The sequence below is a fragment of the Xanthomonas sp. genome (assembly GCF_017163755.1).
GTDB lineage: Bacteria > Pseudomonadota > Gammaproteobacteria > Xanthomonadales > Xanthomonadaceae > Xanthomonas_A.
Window position 1 is genome coordinate 40796 of sequence record NZ_JAFIWC010000018.1, and the last position, 16912, is coordinate 57707.

12 protein-coding genes are annotated in these 16912 nt (G+C 69.1%); 6 read left to right on the forward strand and 6 right to left on the reverse strand.

What is annotated here, in order from left to right:
• Positions 1 to 71 precede the first annotated feature (71 nt).
• From JR065_RS13155 to JR065_RS13180, 6 genes are all read right to left on the reverse strand, one after another.
• Complete coding sequence (locus tag JR065_RS13155) at positions 72 to 758, reverse strand: dihydrofolate reductase family protein (protein ID WP_343237271.1); 687 nt, start codon at positions 756 to 758, stop codon at positions 72 to 74.
• Positions 759 to 901: 143 nt separating this feature from the next.
• Positions 902 to 3133, reverse strand: coding sequence for an NADP-dependent isocitrate dehydrogenase (locus tag JR065_RS13160; protein ID WP_206234700.1), 2232 nt, complete (start codon positions 3131 to 3133; stop codon positions 902 to 904).
• A gap of 684 nt (positions 3134 to 3817) precedes the next feature.
• Complete coding sequence (locus JR065_RS13165; protein WP_429001867.1) at positions 3818 to 4321, reverse strand: hypothetical protein; 504 nt, start codon at positions 4319 to 4321, stop codon at positions 3818 to 3820.
• A gap of 73 nt (positions 4322 to 4394) precedes the next feature.
• Positions 4395 to 4685, reverse strand: coding sequence for a LysM peptidoglycan-binding domain-containing protein (locus JR065_RS13170; protein WP_206234701.1), 291 nt, complete (start codon positions 4683 to 4685; stop codon positions 4395 to 4397).
• 105 nt (positions 4686 to 4790) lie between these two features.
• Positions 4791 to 5609, reverse strand: a complete 819-nt coding sequence (queF, locus tag JR065_RS13175) for an NADPH-dependent 7-cyano-7-deazaguanine reductase QueF (RefSeq protein WP_206234702.1) — start codon at positions 5607 to 5609, stop codon at positions 4791 to 4793.
• A 196-nt stretch (positions 5610 to 5805) separates the two neighbouring features.
• Positions 5806 to 7116, reverse strand: a complete 1311-nt coding sequence (locus JR065_RS13180) for a M20 family metallopeptidase (protein WP_206234703.1) — start codon at positions 7114 to 7116, stop codon at positions 5806 to 5808.
• Positions 7117 to 7400: 284 nt separating this feature from the next.
• Here JR065_RS13180 and JR065_RS13185 point away from each other — a divergent pair, with 284 nt between their 5' ends.
• The 6 genes from JR065_RS13185 (at position 7401) to JR065_RS13210 (ending at position 16906) form a co-directional block, all read left to right on the forward strand.
• Positions 7401 to 8639, forward strand: a complete 1239-nt coding sequence (locus tag JR065_RS13185) for an efflux RND transporter periplasmic adaptor subunit (RefSeq protein ID WP_206234704.1) — start codon at positions 7401 to 7403, stop codon at positions 8637 to 8639.
• A gap of 105 nt (positions 8640 to 8744) precedes the next feature.
• Positions 8745 to 11969 carry an efflux RND transporter permease subunit gene (locus JR065_RS13190; protein ID WP_206234705.1) on the forward strand — a complete coding sequence of 1075 codons (3225 nt, stop codon included), beginning with the start codon at positions 8745 to 8747 and terminating at the stop codon, positions 11967 to 11969.
• Positions 11970 to 12117: 148 nt separating this feature from the next.
• Complete coding sequence (locus tag JR065_RS13195; RefSeq protein ID WP_206234706.1) at positions 12118 to 15225, forward strand: efflux RND transporter permease subunit; 3108 nt, start codon at positions 12118 to 12120, stop codon at positions 15223 to 15225.
• 328 nt (positions 15226 to 15553) lie between these two features.
• The gene (locus JR065_RS13200; protein WP_206234707.1) at positions 15554 to 15979 is read left to right on the forward strand and encodes a YciI family protein; all 426 of its coding nucleotides are present in this window, start codon (positions 15554 to 15556) and stop codon (positions 15977 to 15979) included.
• A gap of 78 nt (positions 15980 to 16057) precedes the next feature.
• A complete protein-coding gene (locus JR065_RS13205) occupies positions 16058 to 16474 on the forward strand; it encodes a VOC family protein (protein WP_206234708.1) in 417 nt (138 codons plus the stop codon).
• Between the two features lie 33 nt (positions 16475 to 16507).
• Positions 16508 to 16906: a VOC family protein gene (locus JR065_RS13210; protein ID WP_343237272.1), complete on the forward strand. Its 399-nt coding sequence runs from the start codon at positions 16508 to 16510 to the stop codon at positions 16904 to 16906.
• Positions 16907 to 16912 lie beyond the last annotated feature (6 nt).

Consider the following 16912-nt stretch of genomic DNA (forward strand, 5'->3'; position numbering starts at 1 on the left):
TCGGTGCCTGCCGCGTTCGCCGGCAGGCGCGATACGGTATCAGGCAGCGTATCGATGCTTGAACCAGCGCTTCAGGTCAGATGCCTGCGCCGCTCCAGCTCCGCTTCGGTCGGCTGCTCGAACTCGAACGAGCCGGTGACGATATCGCCGTTGCGGACATAGCGGTTGACGGTGACGCCGGAGCCGGAGGTCTTCGAACCGACCAGCTTCAGCGCGCCGGCGAAAGCGCCGTCGCCGAACAGCTTCTTGCCCTTGCCGAGCACCAGCGGGAAGATCGACACGTTCAGCTCGTCGACGAGGTCGTGTTCGAACAGCGTCTTCAGCAGGTCGGTCGAGCCCTGGGTGAGCAGGTCCGGCCCGTCCTCGCCTTTCAGCTTTCTGACCGCGGCCATCGCGTCGGGATGCAGCGCATGACTGTTCTGCCAGGCGAGCCTGAGCGAGGGGTTGCGGGTCGCGACGTACTTGTTGATCCGGTCGAACATCGGGCCGATCGGATCGTCCGCGCCGACGTAGGGCCAATGCGCCGCGAAGATGTCGTAGGTCTTGCGCCCGAGCAGGAGGTCGAACGGCTTGGCGAACATCTCGCCCACCGACGCTTCCAGCGTGCTGTCGAAATAGGGCGCGGCCCAGCCGCCGTGCCCGAAGCCGCCGACCGGATCTTCGTCCGGCCCGCCCGGCGCCTGCATGACGCCGTCGAGACTCACGAACGCACCCACGATGATCTTTCTCATTCCGTTCTCCTGAGGCGCGGCGGCCACGATCGGCCAACGCTACCCCACACGACGTTCCGGGATGGCCGGTTTCGACAAGGAGAATGGTATCGGAGCCGCAGCGCGTGCTGCGGCACCGCGTGGCGAGGACAGGCCGACGCCTCGGCCTGTCCCCCGCCGCTGCGCCTGGATCAGGCGGACAGCGTGGCCAGCGCGGCATTGAACGTCGCGCTGGGGCGCATCGCCTGGCTGACCCGGTCGAGGTTGGGGCGGTAGTAGCCCTGGATGTCGACCGGCTTGCCCTGCACGCCGTTGAGCTCGGCGACGATCATCGCCTCGTTCTCGGTCAGCTGCCGGGCCAGCGGCGCGAAGCGTGCCTTCAGCGCGGCATCGTCGTCCTGCGCGGCCAGGGCCTGCGCCCAGTACATCGCCAGGTAGAAGTGGCTGCCGCGGTTGTCCAGCTCGCCGACCTTGCGCGACGGCGACTTGTCGTTGTCCAGGAACTGGCCGTTGGCCTGGTCCAGGGTGCGCGCCAGCACGCCGATCGCCGCGTTGCCGTGGCGCTGGCCCAGGTGCTCCAGCGACGCGGCCAGGGCCAGGAACTCGCCCAACGAATCCCAGCGCAGGTAGTTCTCCTCGACGAACTGCTGCACGTGCTTGGGCGCCGAGCCGCCGGCGCCGGTCTCGAACAGGCCGCCGCCGGCCATCAGCGGCACCACCGACAGCATCTTGGCGCTGGTGCCCAGCTCCATGATCGGGAACAGGTCGGTGAGGTAGTCGCGCAGCACGTTACCGGTGACCGAGATGGTGTCCTGGCCCTTGCGGATGCGCTCGAGCGAGAACCGGGTCGCCTCCACCGGCGACAGGATGCGGATGTCCAGGCCCGACAGGTCGTGGTCCTGCAGGTAGCGCTCCACCTTCTGGATCATCAGCGCATCGTGCGCGCGCTGCGGGTCCAGCCAGAACACCGCCGGGGTGTCGCTCAGCCGCGCGCGGCTGACCGCCAGCTTGACCCAGTCCTGGATCGGCGCGTCCTTGACCTGGCACATGCGCCAGATGTCGCCGGGCTCGACCGGATGCTCGAGCAGCACGTTGCCGCCGGCATCGGTGACCCGCACCACGCCGGCGGCGGCGATCTGGAAGGTCTTGTCGTGCGAACCGTATTCCTCGGCCTTCTGCGCCATCAGGCCGACGTTGGGCACGCTGCCCATCGTCGCCGGATCGAACGCGCCGTGCCGCTTGCAGTCCTCGATCACCGCCTGGTACACGCCGGCGTAGCTGCGGTCCGGGATCAGCGCCTTGGTGTCCTGCAGCTTGCCCTCGGCGTTCCACATCTTGCCCGAGTCGCGGATCATCGCCGGCATCGACGCATCGACGATCACGTCGCTGGGCACGTGCAGGTTGGTGATGCCCTTGTCCGAGTTGACCATCGCCAGCGCCGGGCGCTGCGCGTACACCGCCTGCAGGTCGGCCTCGATCTGCGCGCGCTGCGCCTCCGGCAGCGTGGCGATGCGCGCGTACAGGTCGCCGATGCCGTTGTTCGGATCGAAACCGACCTGCTTCAGCGCCTCCGCGTGCTTGTCCAGCACCTCCCGGTAGAACGCGCCGACCACCACGCCGAACATGATCGGGTCGGAGACCTTCATCATCGTCGCCTTCAGGTGCAGCGAGAACAGCACGCCCTGCTGCCTGGCGTCGTCGATCTGCGCCTGCACGAAGCTGCCCAGCGCGCGCTTGCTCATCACCGCCGCGTCGATGATCTCGCCGGCCTGCACCGCGGTCTTTTCCTTCAGCACGGTGGTCGCGCCGTCGCTGCCGACCAGCTCGATCCTGACGCTGCCCGCCTGCTCGATCAGCACCGAGCGCTCGCTGCCGTAGAAATCGCCGGATTCCATGTGCGCCACGTGCGACTTGGAGTCCGCGCTCCATGCGCCCATGCGGTGCGGGTGCTTGCGCGCGTAGTTCTTCACCGACAGCGGCGCGCGGCGGTCGGAATTGCCTTCGCGCAGCACCGGATTCACCGCGCTGCCCTTGACCCGGTCGTAGCGCGCCTTGGCTTCCTTTTCCTGCTCGGTCTTCGGCTCGTCCAGGTAGTCCGGCAGCGCGTAGCCCTGCTGCTGCAGTTCCTTGATCGCGGCCTTGAGCTGCGGCACCGAGGCGCTGATGTTCGGCAGCTTGATGATGTTGGCTTCCGGCGTGGTCGCCAGTTGACCCAGTTCGGCCAGGTCGTCGGCGATGCGCTGGTCTTCGCGCAGGTATTCGGGGAACTGCGAGATCAGCCGGCCGGCCAGCGAGATGTCGCGGGTCTCCACGGCGACGCCGGCGGTGCCGGCGAAGGCGGCGACGATCGGCAGCAGCGACTGCGTGGCCAGGTACGGCGCTTCGTCGGTAAGGGTGTAGAGGATCTTGGGCGTATTCGACATTGGTGACGTGGACTCTCTTGCGGATTCGAGAATGGGAGCGGGCCGGGAAAAATGCCTGCACGCGAGCGGGCGGACTGCGCCAACTTCGCTGCAGTTTTTCGGCGACGGGCGTTCCCGCGACGGCGACAGCATGTACGGCCCTGGATTGTCGCGTTTTCTCCGCGCCGGAGAAAGCCGGCGGATGGAACGATGCGACGTGCGCCGCAGGAAACCCGCGCAAACGGCGGAAAAACTGCGCCACCGAGCGCACGCGGGCAACGCATGTCCCCCGCCATGCCCACTGGACAGAACACGACAACGCGTTGTGCCGCAGGCGTCGGCCGCACCCTTCGCAAGCGTATGGAAACGAGCGAGGTCGCGTGCGTGCCGATGCTGGGACACCGCGGGCGTTCGCGCGCATCGATGGCCGCGCGCACCGCTCGGTACGCACCGCGTGGCGCTTGCGGTGGTGCCGCCGTGCCGATCTGCGCAAATGCCGATCGAACCGGCTTGCGCCGCGCGCTTGGCACCGACGGAGGCGAGGCGCCACGCTTCGGCGGCGGCGCGGCGCATCCATGCCAGACATGGCCGCCCAGTCGATCGCATGGCAGAAGGCCGCGCATAAAAAAGGGCGCAACCTTGCGGTTGCGCCCAGCGTCTCCGCAGCGGCCGGGAGAGAGACGGCCGCGGCGGATTCGAGACGGTTTACTTGACTTCGAATTCCTGCGGCGTGCCCGCCGGCTGGCCGTTGACGGTGACTTCGGCCTTGTACTTGCCGGCCGGCCAACCGTTGGCGTTGGTGAATTCGAAATTGGTGGTTTCCGCGCCGGCCGTGGTCAGGGTCTGGTTGTGCTCGCCGGCGGTCTGCCCGTCCTGGAACAGCAGCCTGGCGCCGACCGAGGTACTAGTGGACGAGCCTTCGGTCTTGACCGAGACCAGGATTTTGTCCTTGCTGCTCAGGGTGGTCATGGGCGCGACCGCCTTGTCCGCGCCGGCGGCGTTGCCTACCGTCACCGACGCCACGGTCACCTGGCCCGCGGTCGCGGCGGCCGGCGGCTGCGCAACGTCGGCGGGGCCGGGCAGCTGTTCGGTCGGCGCCGACGACGTCGGATCCTGGGACACGTTCTGCTCCTGGTCCTGCTTCTTGCACGCGGACAGGCCGGCGGTCACCGCCAGCAGCAACAGCATCGATTTCGAATGGATCTTCATGCGCAGTGACACTCCTTGGATACGGTGACTAGCCCGGAATACCGGCTAGAGGAAAAGGGCCGCGTACGCGCATTCAATGCGGCGGAAGCTTGAGGGTCTGGCCGGGGTAGATCTTGTCCGGGTCGACGAGCACGTCCCGGTTGGCTTCGAAGATGCGCGTCCAGGCATTGCCGTCGCCGTAGTGCAGCTTGGCGATCTTGGACAGCGAATCGCCGGCCTTGACCACGTAGATCTGCTCGACGATATCGGCAGTGCTGTCCACACGGACGCTGACAGCGGAGAAGTCCGCCTTCGGCGCTTCCTCCGCGGTGCTGTCCACCTTGGCGGTCACCGCCGAGAAATCGGCTTTCTTATCGCTGCTCATCGCGGTAGCTCCGTACCTGGGTCGACGGCGCTCACCGTTGCATAGCGTTTGTTAAAAGCGGATCGCGCAATCGTGAACACCGTCCCCGGCGTTCAGTCCGGCAGGCTACTGCCGCGGGTCGCGGTGGAAGGCGATCGGCTCGGCCACGTCCGCGGTGGCGCGCCAGGGATTGATGTCCAGGCCGCCGCGGCGGGTATAGCGCGCCTCCACCTGCAGCGACTGCGGCCGGCAGCGCGTCATCAGGTCGTGGAAGATCTGCTCCACGCACTGCTCGTGGAAGCCGGCGTGCTCGCGGTAGCTGACCACGTAGCGCAGCAGGCCTTCGCGATCGATGCGCCCGCCGCGGTAGCGGATGCTCAGCGTGGCCCAGTCCGGTTGCCCGGTGACCGGGCAGTTGGACTTGAGCAGCTCGCTGAACAAGGTTTCCTCCACCACGTCCTCGTCCTGCGCCAGCAGGAACGGCGGATGCGGCGGACCGTAGTGGTCGATGGCGATGTCCAGCGCGTCCAGCGATTCGCCCTCGCCCAGCGGGTCGGCCGGCGGCAGGCCGAACTCCACCGCCACGTCGGCGCCGGCGCGCGCCGACAGGTCGGTGACGATGCAGGCGCGCACCGCCTCGGCGCTGTTGAAGCGCGTGGCGTTGAGCGAGTTGAGGTACAGCTTGAGCGACTTGGATTCGATCAGCTGCGGCGAGGTGCACGGCACCTGCAAGGTGGCCGTGGCCACGCAGGGCTTGCCCTGCGCGTCCAGCCAGCTCAGCTCGTAGGCGTGCCAGCGGTCGAGGCCGAAGAACGGCAGCGCGCCGGTGTCCAGGCCGATGTCGGCGCGGCCGGCGGCGCGCGGGATGGGGAACAGCAGCGACGGGTCGTACTGCGACGGGTACGCGACCTCGCGGCCGAGACTGGAATCCTGGGGGGTGTTCATGGCGCAAGTCTAACGGGCGCGGTCTTGCTGGCAGATATATGGGAGGCGGCAATTCGGGATTGGGGATTGGCGAAGCCGGGCCGAAGTGAGTACGGCCGAGCCAACACCAATCACCCAAGGCCGGGACCGTGGATCGACGGAGCCGCCGGCACGCAAGTACCGCCAGTTTTACGAATCCACCATCCCGACTCCCGAATCACCGCTTCATGTGCAGATAGTCCAACGACACCTGCAGCAGCGCGCGCAAGCCCACGTCCAGCGACGATTCGTCGAGCAGGAACTGCGGCGAGTGGTTGCTGGGCGCGGTCGCCGGGTCGGTGCCCTTGGCGGTGGCGCCGACGAAGAAGAACATCGACGGCACCTGCTGTGCGTAGAACGAGAAGTCTTCGGCGCCCATCTGCAGCGGCGGCTCGTAGACGTTGCCGGCGCCGACCACCGCCTGCAGGCTGGGCAGCATCTTCGCGGTCAGCGCCGGGTCGTTGACCGTGGCCGGGTTGCCGTCCTGGTCCGGCACCCGCGCGTCGACCTTGGCGCCGTGCGCGGCGGCGGTGTGCTCGGCGACGTTCTTCAGGTCGGCGAAGATCTGCTGGCGCATGCCTTCGTCGAAGGTGCGGATGGTGCCGACCATCTCCACGTCGTCGGGAATGATGTTGTAGCGGATGCCGCCCTTGATCGCGCCGAAGCTGACCACCGCCGGCTGCTTGCTGAGGTTGGCGCGGCGGCTGACCACGGTCTGCGCGGTGCCGATCAGGTCGGCGCTGGCCACGATCGGGTCGATGCCGTTCCACGGCGCCGAGCCGTGGGTCTGGCGCCCGAGCACCTTGATGCTGAAGCGGTCCGAGGCGGCCATCAGCGGGCCGCCGCGCACCGCGATCTTGCCCGCCTGCACGCTGGAGAACACGTGCAGGCCGAACATCGCCTGCGGCTTGAAGTCGCGGAACAGGCCTTCCTTGAGCATCAGCGACGCGCCGCCTTCCTCGTTGCCCGGCGCGCCTTCCTCCGAGGGCTGGAACACCAGCATCACCTCGCCCGGCAGCTGCGCGCGCATCGCCACCAGCGCCTCGGCCACGCCGAGCAGGATGCTGGTGTGCGCGTCGTGGCCGCAGGCGTGCATCACCCCCACGGTCTCGCCGCGGTACTGGCTGGTGGCCTTGGAGGCGAACGGCAGGCCGGTCTGCTCGGTCACCGGCAGCGCGTCCATGTCCGCGCGCAGCGCGATGCGCGGGCCGGGCAGGCCGCCCTTGATGATCGCCACCACGCCGTGGTGGGCGATCCCGGTCTGCGGCTTCAGGCCCAGCGCGCGCAGCCGCTCGGCGACCTTGGCCGCGGTGCGCTCCTCGCGGTTGGACAGTTCCGGGTGCTGGTGGAAGTCGCGCCGCCACTCGACCACCTTGGGCTGCAGCCTGGCCGCGGCGGCCGCCACCTCGGGGCGTTCGGCCGATTGCGCCGAGGCCAGCAGGGGGACGGCGAGCAGGAGCGCGGGAAGCAGGCAGGACGGACGCGGCATGGCGATCTCCGGTGGGTTTGGATGAGGGCGTTCAGCCAATGTAGTGCATCCGCGCCGGCCAGGCACCGGTCCGCCGCGCCGCGCGGGGCGAAAAACCCTTACGAATCCGTGTCAACCGATGCGGCGCTGGCGCGTTGCCGGTGCCGATGGAACGCATCGGCGCCGATGCGGTCTGTCCCTTCAGTCATGGTCCAATCGCGCGGCGCCGACGATATGCTTCCACGCTTGTCGCACCAGCCATCGCGGGAGGGTCCCCTACCCCGCCTCGCCACAGGAGTTGCCGGATGTCGCGTTTCTGGAAAGTTGCGCTGCTGGTCGTCGCAGCAGTCGTCGTCGTGGCCCTGGGCATGCGCTTCATGCGCGGCGGCGGCGGCGCCGGGCAGGAGCGAGGCGCGATGGGAGGCGAAGACGCCGACAAGGCTCCGGTCCCGGTCACCGTGGTCGCCGCCACCGGCCAGGCGGTGCCGATCTACGCCACCGCCACCGGCACCGTGGCCGCGCTCAACACCGTCACCGTCAACCCACAGGTCGGCGGCCAGCTGATGAGCCTCAACTTCCGCGAGGGCCAGGAAGTGAAGAAGGGCGACCTGCTGGCGCAGATCGACCCGCGTTCGCTGCAGGCCAGCTACGACCAGGCCGCGGCGAGCAAGCGCCAGAACGAGGCGCTGCTGGCGACCGCGCGCTCCACCTTCCAGCGTTCCAACGCCCCCGAATACCGCCAGTACGTGGCCAAGACCGACCTGGACACGCAGCGCAACCAGGTGGCGCAGTACGAAGGGGCGGTGGCCGCCAACGAGGCGGCGATGCGCGAGGCGCAGGTGCAGCTGCAGTACACCCGCATCGTGGCGCCGATCGACGGCATCACCGGTATCCGCGGCGTGGACGCAGGCAACATCGTCAGCGCCACCAGCAGCATCGTCACCATCACCCAGGTGCATCCGATCTACGTGGTGTTCAACCTGGCCGAGCGCGAGCTGCAGGGCGTGCGCGAGGCGCAGGCGGCCGGCCCGCTGGTGGTCGCGGCGCTGGACCGCAGCGATTCGCACGTGATCGCCGGCGATGGCCGCGTCGACGTGATCGACAACCAGATCGCCAGCGACACCGGCACCTTCCGCGTGCGCGCCGAGTTTCCCAACACCAACAACGCGCTGTGGCCGGGCCAGTTCGTCAACGTGCGGCTGACCCTGCGCACCCTGGCCGAGGGCGTGGTGGTGCCGGCGCAGGCGGTGCAGCGCGGCCCCGACGGCGACTACGTGTACGTGGTGCAGGGCGACAGCACGGTGCAGATGCGGACCGTCAAGCAGGGCGTGGAGGTCGGCGACAGCCACGTGCAGCTGGTGCAGGGCCTGAAGGCCGGCGAGCGGGTGGTGACCGAAGGCCAGTTCCGGCTCAAGCCGGGCACCAAGGTCACCGCGCTGAAGCCGGGCCAGACCCCGCCGGAACCGACCGAGGCCGAGCTGAAGGCGGCCGAGAGCAAGCGCGGCAAGGAAGGCGGCGGCCGCCGCGGCGGCGGTCCGCGCTGACGCCCGCCGCGGGGCGCGGGCCCCGCATCCGCTTGCCGCCCGCCACGGTGCGCAGCGGCGTTCGGCTCCCTGAGTTTCCGTTCGACCTTTGCAAGGACACGCCACGTGGGCTTTTCGACGATCTTCATCCGCCGCCCGATCGCCACCACCTTGTTGATGGCCGGCGTGCTGCTGCTCGGCATCCTCGGCTACCGGCAGCTGCCGGTGTCGGCGCTGCCGGAGATCGACGCGCCCAGCCTGGTGGTGACCACCCAGTACCCCGGCGCCAACGCCTCGACGATGGCCTCGCTGGTGACCACGCCGCTGGAGCGGCAGCTGGGGCAGATCTCCGGCCTGCAGATGATGACCTCCGACTCCTCGGCGGGACTGTCCACGATCATCCTGCAGTTCGCGATGGACCGCGACATCGACATCGCCGCGCAGGACGTGCAGGCGGCGATCCGCCAGTCCACCCTGCCCTCGTCGCTGCCCTACCAGCCGGTCTACAACCGGGTGAACCCGGCCGACGCGGCAATCCTCACCCTCAAGCTCAGCTCCGACACGCTGCCGCTGCGCGAGGTCAACAACTACGCCGACTCGATCCTGGCCCAGCGCCTGTCGCAGGTGCCGGGCGTGGGCCTGGTGTCGATCGCCGGCAACGTGCGCCCGGCGGTGCGCATCCAGGTCAACCCGGCGCAGCTGTCGAACATGGGCCTGACCATGGAGGCGCTGCGCAGCGCGCTGACCGAGACCAACGTCAACGCGCCGAAGGGCTCGCTCAACGGCAAGACCCAGTCCTACAGCATCGGCACCAACGACCAGCTGTCCAGCGCGGCCGAATACCGCGACACCATCATCAGCTACAGCAACGGCGCGCCGGTGCGCCTGTCGGACGTGGCGCAGGTGGTGGACGGGGTGGAGAACGACCAGCTCGCCGCCTGGGCCGACGGCAAGCCGGCGGTGCTGCTGGAAGTGCGCCGCCAGCCCGGCGCCAACATCGTGCAGACGGTGGAGCAGATCCGCGCGATCCTGCCGCAGCTGCAGGCGGTGCTGCCCAGCGGCGTGCACCTGGATGTGTTCTCCGACCGCACCGAAACCATCCGCGCCTCGGTGCACGAGGTCAAGTTCACCCTGATCCTGACCATCGGCCTGGTGGTGGCGGTGATCTTCGTGTTCCTGCGCCGGTTGTGGGCCACGATCATCCCGTCGGTGGCGGTGCCGCTGTCGCTGGCCGGCACCTTCGCGGTGATGGCCTTCGCCGGCATGTCGCTGGACAACCTGTCGCTGATGGCGCTGGTGGTGGCCACCGGCTTCGTGGTCGACGACGCGATCGTGATGATCGAGAACATCGTGCGCTACATCGAGCAGGGCAAGAGCGGGCCGGAGGCGGCGGAGATCGGCGCCAAGCAGATCGGCTTCACTGTGCTGTCGCTGACCGTGTCGCTGGTGGCGGTGTTCCTGCCGCTGCTGCTGATGCCGGGCGTCACCGGACGCCTGTTCCACGAGTTCGCCTGGGTGCTGTCGATCGCGGTGGTGATCTCGATGCTGGTGTCGCTGACGCTGACGCCGATGATGTGCGCCTACCTGCTCAAGCCCGACGCGCTGCCCGAGGGCGAGGACGCGCACGAGCGCGCGGCCGCGGCCGGCAAGACCACGCTGTGGACCCGCACCGTTTCGCTGTACGAGCGCACCCTGGACTGGGTGCTCGGCCACCAGCGGCTGACCCTGCTGGTCGCGCTGGCGACGATGGTGCTGACCGTGGTGCTGTACGTGGTGATCCCCAAGGGCCTGCTGCCCGAGCAGGACACCGGGCTGATCACCGGCGTGGTCCAGGCCGACCAGAACGTGGCGTTCCCGCAGATGCAGCAGCGCACCGAGGCGGTGGCGCAGGCGCTGCGCGAGGATCCGGCGGTGACCGGCGTGGCCGCGTTCATCGGCGCCGGCTCGATGAACCCGACCCTCAACCAGGGCCAGCTGAGCATCGTGCTGAAGACCCGCGGCGATCGCGACGGCCTGGACGAGGTGCTGCCGCGCCTGCAGAAGGCGGTGGCCGGCATTCCCGGCGTGGCGCTGTACCTCAAGCCGGTGCAGGACGTGACCCTGGACACGCGCGTGGCCGCCACCGAATACCAGTACTCGCTGTCGGACGTGGACAGCGCCGAGCTGGCGACCCAGGCCGCGCGCCTGACCGAGGCGCTGCGCCAGCGTCCGGAGCTGGCCGACGTGGACAACAACCTGGCCAACCAGGGCCGCGCGCTCGAATTGACCGTGGACCGCGACAAGGCCAGCGCGCTCGGCGTGCCGATGCAGACCATCGACGACACGCTGTACGACGCCTTCGGCCAGCGCCAGATCTCCACCATCTTCACCCAGCTCAACCAGTACCGCGTGGTGCTGGAAGTGGCGCCGCAGTTCCGCACCAGCACCGCCTTGCTGCACCAGCTGGCGGTGGCCAGCAACGGCAGCGGCGCGCTGACCGCCAGCAACGCCACCACGTTCGGCCAGACCACCTCGAGCAACTCGTCCACCGCCACCGGCATCGGCAACCAGAACACCGGCATCGCCGTCGGCAGCGGCGGCACGATCCCGTTGTCGGCGCTGGCCGAGGCGAAGATCTCGACCACGCCGCTGGTGGTCAGCCACCAGCAGCAGCTGCCGGCGGTGACGGTGTCGTTCAACCTGGCGCCGGGCTATTCGCTGTCGCAGGCGGTGGCGGCGATCGAGGAAACCAGCGAGCAGCTGCAGCTGCCGCCGCAGCTGCATGCCGAGTTCATCGGCAAGGCGGCCGAGTTCACCGGCAGCCAGACCGACGTGGTGTGGCTGCTGCTGGCCTCGGTGGTGCTGATCTACATCGTGCTCGGCGTGCTCTACGAGAGCTACATCCATCCGCTGACGATCATCTCCACGCTGCCGCCGGCCGGCGTCGGCGCGCTGCTGGCGCTGATGCTGTGCGGGCTGAGCCTGTCGGTGGACGGCATCGTCGGCATCGTGCTGCTGATCGGCATCGTCAAGAAGAACGCGATCATGATGATCGACTTCGCCATCGACGCGCGCCGCGAAGGCGCCAACGCGCACGATGCGATCCGCCGCGCCTGCCTGCTGCGCTTCCGCCCGATCATGATGACCACCGCCGCGGCGATGCTCGGCGCGCTGCCGCTGGCGCTGGGCGACGGCATCGGCTCTGAACTGCGCCGGCCGCTGGGCATCGCCATCGTCGGCGGCCTGCTGCTGTCGCAGCTGGTCACGCTGTACACCACGCCGGTGATCTACCTGTACATGGAGCGCTTCTCCGAGCGGCTGCGCGAGCGGCGGGCGGCGCGGCATGCGACGGCGGCGGAGGGGCGGGCATGAAGTGCCGGGACTCGGGACTCGGGACTCGGGACTCGAAAAGCGCCGCCCACGTGCGGCATTTGCCAGAACGTGACGCCGGGATTTCCCTGGGAGCACGAATCGCCATTGCTTCGCGAGTCCCGAGTCCCGAGTCCCGAGTCCCGGCACAATGAACATCTCCGGCCCCTTCATCCGCCGCCCGATCGGCACCACGCTGCTGGCGATCGGCCTGTTCGTGGTCGGCATGATCTGCTACCTGCGCCTGGGCGTGGCGGCGCTGCCGAACATCTCGATCCCGGTGATCTTCGTGCAGGCCAGCCAGGCCGGCGCCGATGCCACGACCATGGCCGCCACGGTCACCGCCCCGCTGGAACGGCACCTGGGCCAGCTGCCCGGCATCGACAACATGCGCTCCTCCAGCTCGGAAGGCAGCAGCATGGTGTTCATGATCTTCCAGAGCGACCGCGACATCGATTCGGCCGCGCAGGACGTGCAGACCGCGATCAATTCCGCGCAGGCCGACCTGCCGTCTGGCCTGGGCACGCCGCGCTACCAGAAGGCCAACCCCAACGACGATCCGGTCATCGCCATCGCGCTGACCTCCGATACGCAGTCGGCCGACGACCTGTACAACGTCGCCGATTCGCTGCTGGCCCAACGCATCCGCCAGATCAGCGGCGTGGCCTCGGTCGACATCGCCGGCGCGTCCACCCCGGCGGTGCGCGTGGACGTGAACCTGCGCGCGCTCAACGCGATGGGACTGACCCCGGACGACCTGCGCAATGCGGTGCGCGCGGCCAACGTGACCTCGCCCACCGGCTTCCTCAGCGACGGCGACACCACGGTGGCGATCGTCGCCAACGACGCGGTGGCCAAGGCCGCCGACTTCGGCCAGCTGGTGATCTCGGTGCAGGACGGGCGCACGGTGCGCCTGCGCGACGTGGCCAACGTCTACGACGGCCAGCAGGACGCCTACCAGGCGGCGTGGTTCGGCGGCAAGCCGGCGGTGGTGATGTACGTGTTCACCCGCGCCGGCGCCAACATCGTGGAGACGGTGGACCGGGTCAAGGCGCAGATCCCGATGCTGCGCGGCTACCTGCAGCCGGGCACGCGGATGACCGCGTACTTCGACCGCACCCCGACCATCCGCGCCTCGCTCAACGAGGTGCAGGTGACGCTGCTGATCAGCCTGGCGATGGTGGTGCTGACGATGGCGCTGTTCCTGCGCCGGCTGGCGCCGACGCTGATCGCCGCGGCCACCGTGCCGCTGTCGCTGGCCGGCGCGGCGCTGGCCATGTACGTGATGGGCTTCACCCTCAACAACCTGAGCCTGCTGGCGCTGGTGATCGCGATCGGCTTCGTCGTCGACGACGCGATCGTGGTGATCGAGAACATCATGCGCCACCTGGACGAAGGCATGTCGCGGCTGGATGCGGCGCTGGCCGGCGCGCGCGAGATCGGCTTCACCATCGTCTCGATCACCGCCTCGCTGGTGGCGGTGTTCATCCCGATCCTGTTCGCCAGCGGCATGATCGGCGCGTTCTTCCGCGAGTTCACCGTGACCCTGGTCGCGGCGATCTGCGTGTCGGCGGTGGTCTCGCTGACCCTGACCCCGGCGCTGTGCAGCCGCTTCCTGTCCGCGCACCGCGAGCCGGACCGGCCCTCGTGGCTCGGCCGCAAGCTCGACGCGATGCACGCCGGCATGCTGCGCGCCTACACCTACGCGCTGGATTTCTCGCTGCGCCACGCGCTGCTGCTGGCGCTGACCCCGCTGCTGTTGATCGTCGCCACGGTGATGCTCGCCGGCGCGGTGAAGAAGGGCTCGTTCCCGGCGCAGGACACCGGCCTGATCTGGGGCCGCGCCAGCTCCAGCGCCACGGTGTCCTTCGCCGACATGGTCAACCGCCAGCGCCGCATCACCGACATGCTGATGGCCGACCCGGCGGTGAAGATCGTCGGCGTGCGCCTGGGCAGCAGCCGCCAGGGCTCCAGCGCCAGTTTCAACATCGAGCTGAAGAGCCGCGACGAGGGCCGCCGCGAGACCACCGCGCAGGTGCTGGCGCGGCTGAGCGCCAAGGCCGACCGCTACCCGGACCTGCAGCTGCGCCTGCGCGCGATCCAGGACCTGCCCAGCGACGGCGGCGGCGGCACCAGCCAGGGCGCGCAGTACCGGGTGTCGCTGCAGGGCAACGACGCCGCGCAGCTGCAGGAATGGCTGCCGAAGGTGCAGGCGGCGCTGAAGCAGAACCCGAAGCTGCGCGACGTCGGCACCGACGTGGACACCTCCGGACTGCGCCAGAACATCGTCATCGACCGCGCCAAGGCCTCGCGCCTGGGCATCTCGATCGGCGCGATCGACGGCGCGCTGTACGGCGCGTTCGGCCAGCGCCAGATCTCCACGATCTACGCCGACCTCAACCAGTACAGCGTGGTGGTCAACGCGTTGCCGGAACAGACCGCCACCCCGGCGGCGCTGGACCGCATCTACGTGCCCACCCGCAACGGCACGATGGTGCCGATCACCGCGGTCGCGCGCCAGGTCCCCGGGCTGGCGCCGCCGCAGATCCAGCACCAGAACCAGTACACGACGATGGACCTGAGCTACAACCTGGCCCCCGGCGTGAGCACCGGCGAAGGCGATGCGATCATCGCCGCGACCATCGCCGGCCTGCGCATGCCCGGCGACATCCGCATCTCCGACGGCGGCGGCTTCAACGTGCAGTTGCAGCCGAACTCGATGCTGATCCTGGTGATCGCCGCGATCGTGGTGGTCTACATCGTGCTGGGCATGCTCTACGAGAGCCTGGTGCATCCGGTGACCATCCTGTCCACGCTGCCGGCCGCCGGCATGGGCGCGCTGCTGGCGCTGTGGGCGACCGGCACCGAGCTGTCGGTGATCTCGATGATCGCGCTGGTGCTGCTGATCGGCATCGTCAAGAAGAACGCGATCATGATGATCGACTTCGCCCTGGTCGCCGAGCGCGAGCACGGCAAGTCGCCGCTGGAGGCGGTGCGCGAGGCCTGCGTGGTGCGCTTCCGCCCGATCATGATGACCACGATGGTGGCGATCCTGGCCGCGGTGCCGCTGGCGGTGGGCCTGGGCGAAGGCTCGGAACTGCGCCGCCCGCTGGGCATCGCGATGATCGGCGGGCTGCTGATCTCGCAGAGCCTGACCCTGCTCAGCACGCCGGCGCTGTACGTGATCTTCTCGTGCCTGCGCGAACGCCAGCGCAGCTGGCGCGAGCGGCGGCTGGCGCTGGCGCGCGCGGCCGGGTAGTCCGGGATCGGGATTCGCGGTACCGGTCCGCTTGGATCCGGATCCAGCAACCGGCGATGGCCGGCCGGCGCCCGGCGGACCCGCTGCCGCACGGGCAGGACGCTGGCGCGCTGATCGGCCCCCGCGGCCAACGGCTTGCGCCGGCCGATCGCGCACAGCCACCAGGCATCGCCCACGCCAAGCGCAGACCGCGCTGCGCGACGCCGGGCGCCATCCGGCAAAAAAATTCTGCCGCGCATGTCGATCCCGGCCGCGCCCGCTCGTCGTTCCCGGTGAGAGCGCCCCGCCGCCTGCCGGCGAGGGGCGCGTGACCCGACAGGAGAGCGACATGCGCTGCATGGTATTGATGAAAGCCACCCCCGAGTCCGAAGCCGGCGTGATGCCGAGCACGCGCCTGCTGCAGGCGATGGGCGCGTTCAACGAGCAACTGGTCGATGCCGGCGTGCTGCTGGCCGGCGAGGGCCTGCATCCCAGCGCGCGCGGCCTGCGCGTGCGCTACGACGCGCACGGGCATACGGTGAGCGCCGGGCCGTTCGCCGCCACCGGCGAACTGGTGGCCGGCTTCTGGCTGCTGCAGGTGCGCTCGCTCGACGAAGCGCTGGCCTGGGCCGAGCGCATTCCCAATCCCGACCGCGCGCAGTTCGAGGTCGAGATCCGCCAGGTGTTCGAGATGGAGGATTTCGGCCAGGCGATGACCCCGGAGCTGCGCGAGCAGGAAAACCAGTTGCGCGCGCGGCTGGACCAGCCGGCCTAGGCGCGCCGTTCACCGCTGCACAGGCCTCGGCACGCGCGCCGGCCTGTCGCCACAGATCCCTCGACCGGAGACCCCAGGATGAAGCTCAACCCGTATCTCAATTTCAACGGCAACTGCCGCGAAGCGTTCGAACGCTACCAGCAGATCCTCGGCGGCCAGCTGCAGGTGATGACCCACGGCCAGGCGCCGGCCTGCGAACAGATCCCCGCCGACTGGCACGACCGGGTCATGCACGCGGCGCTGTGCGTCGACGATCAGGTGTTGATGGGTTCGGACATGCCGCCCGAACCTGGCGCCGGCGCAGCCGCGCACGGCATGGCGGTGACGCTGAACTTCGATGGCGCCGCCGAGGCCGACACCGCGTTCGCCGCGCTGGCCGACGGCGGCCAGGTGCGCATGCCGATCGGCGAGACCTTCTGGGCCGAACGCTTCGGCATGGTCGTGGACCGCTTCGGCACGCCGTGGCTGGTCAACGGCGCGCTTCGCAACTGCTGATTCCCCCCACCACGCCAACAAAGGAAACCTTCCATGGCCAAGCAAATCTTCGTCAACCTGCCGGTCGAGTCGCTGCCGCGCTCGGTGGAGTTCTTCACCGCGCTGGGCTTCACCTTCAACCCCACTTACACCGACGAGAACGCCACCTGCATGATCCTCGGCGAGAACCTGTTCGCGATGCTGCTGGTGAAGCCGTTCTTCAAGACCTTCATCCCCGGCGAGATCTGCGACGCCTTCGCCTGCACCGAGTCGATCACCGCGCTGGCGCTGGACAGCCGCGAGGAAGTGGACACGTTGGTCGCCGCGGCGCGCGCCGCCGGCGCGCAGATCATCGCCGAGCCCAAGGACTACGGTTTCATGTACCAGCACGGCTTCCGCGACCTCGACGGCCACCTGTGGGAACTGTTCCACGGCGACGGCGATCCGTCCTGAGCATGG

Bases quoted from the DNA above. Each gene is read 5' to 3' on its own strand.
- JR065_RS13205 (WP_206234708.1), top strand. From the start codon at position 16,058: ATGAAGCTCAACCCGTATCTCAATTTCAACGGCAACTGCCGCGAAGCG.
- JR065_RS13170 (WP_206234701.1), bottom strand. From the start codon at position 4,685: ATGAGCAGCGATAAGAAAGCCGATTTCTCGGCGGTGACCGCCAAGGTG.
- queF (WP_206234702.1), bottom strand. From the start codon at position 5,609: ATGAACACCCCCCAGGATTCCAGTCTCGGCCGCGAGGTCGCGTACCCG.
- JR065_RS13210 (WP_343237272.1), top strand. From the start codon at position 16,508: ATGGCCAAGCAAATCTTCGTCAACCTGCCGGTCGAGTCGCTGCCGCGC.
- JR065_RS13160 (WP_206234700.1), bottom strand. From the start codon at position 3,133: ATGTCGAATACGCCCAAGATCCTCTACACCCTTACCGACGAAGCGCCG.
- JR065_RS13185 (WP_206234704.1), top strand. From the start codon at position 7,401: ATGTCGCGTTTCTGGAAAGTTGCGCTGCTGGTCGTCGCAGCAGTCGTC.
- JR065_RS13165 (WP_429001867.1), bottom strand. From the start codon at position 4,321: ATGAAGATCCATTCGAAATCGATGCTGTTGCTGCTGGCGGTGACCGCC.
- JR065_RS13200 (WP_206234707.1), top strand. From the start codon at position 15,554: ATGCGCTGCATGGTATTGATGAAAGCCACCCCCGAGTCCGAAGCCGGC.
- JR065_RS13195 (WP_206234706.1), top strand. From the start codon at position 12,118: ATGAACATCTCCGGCCCCTTCATCCGCCGCCCGATCGGCACCACGCTG.
- JR065_RS13180 (WP_206234703.1), bottom strand. From the start codon at position 7,116: ATGCCGCGTCCGTCCTGCCTGCTTCCCGCGCTCCTGCTCGCCGTCCCC.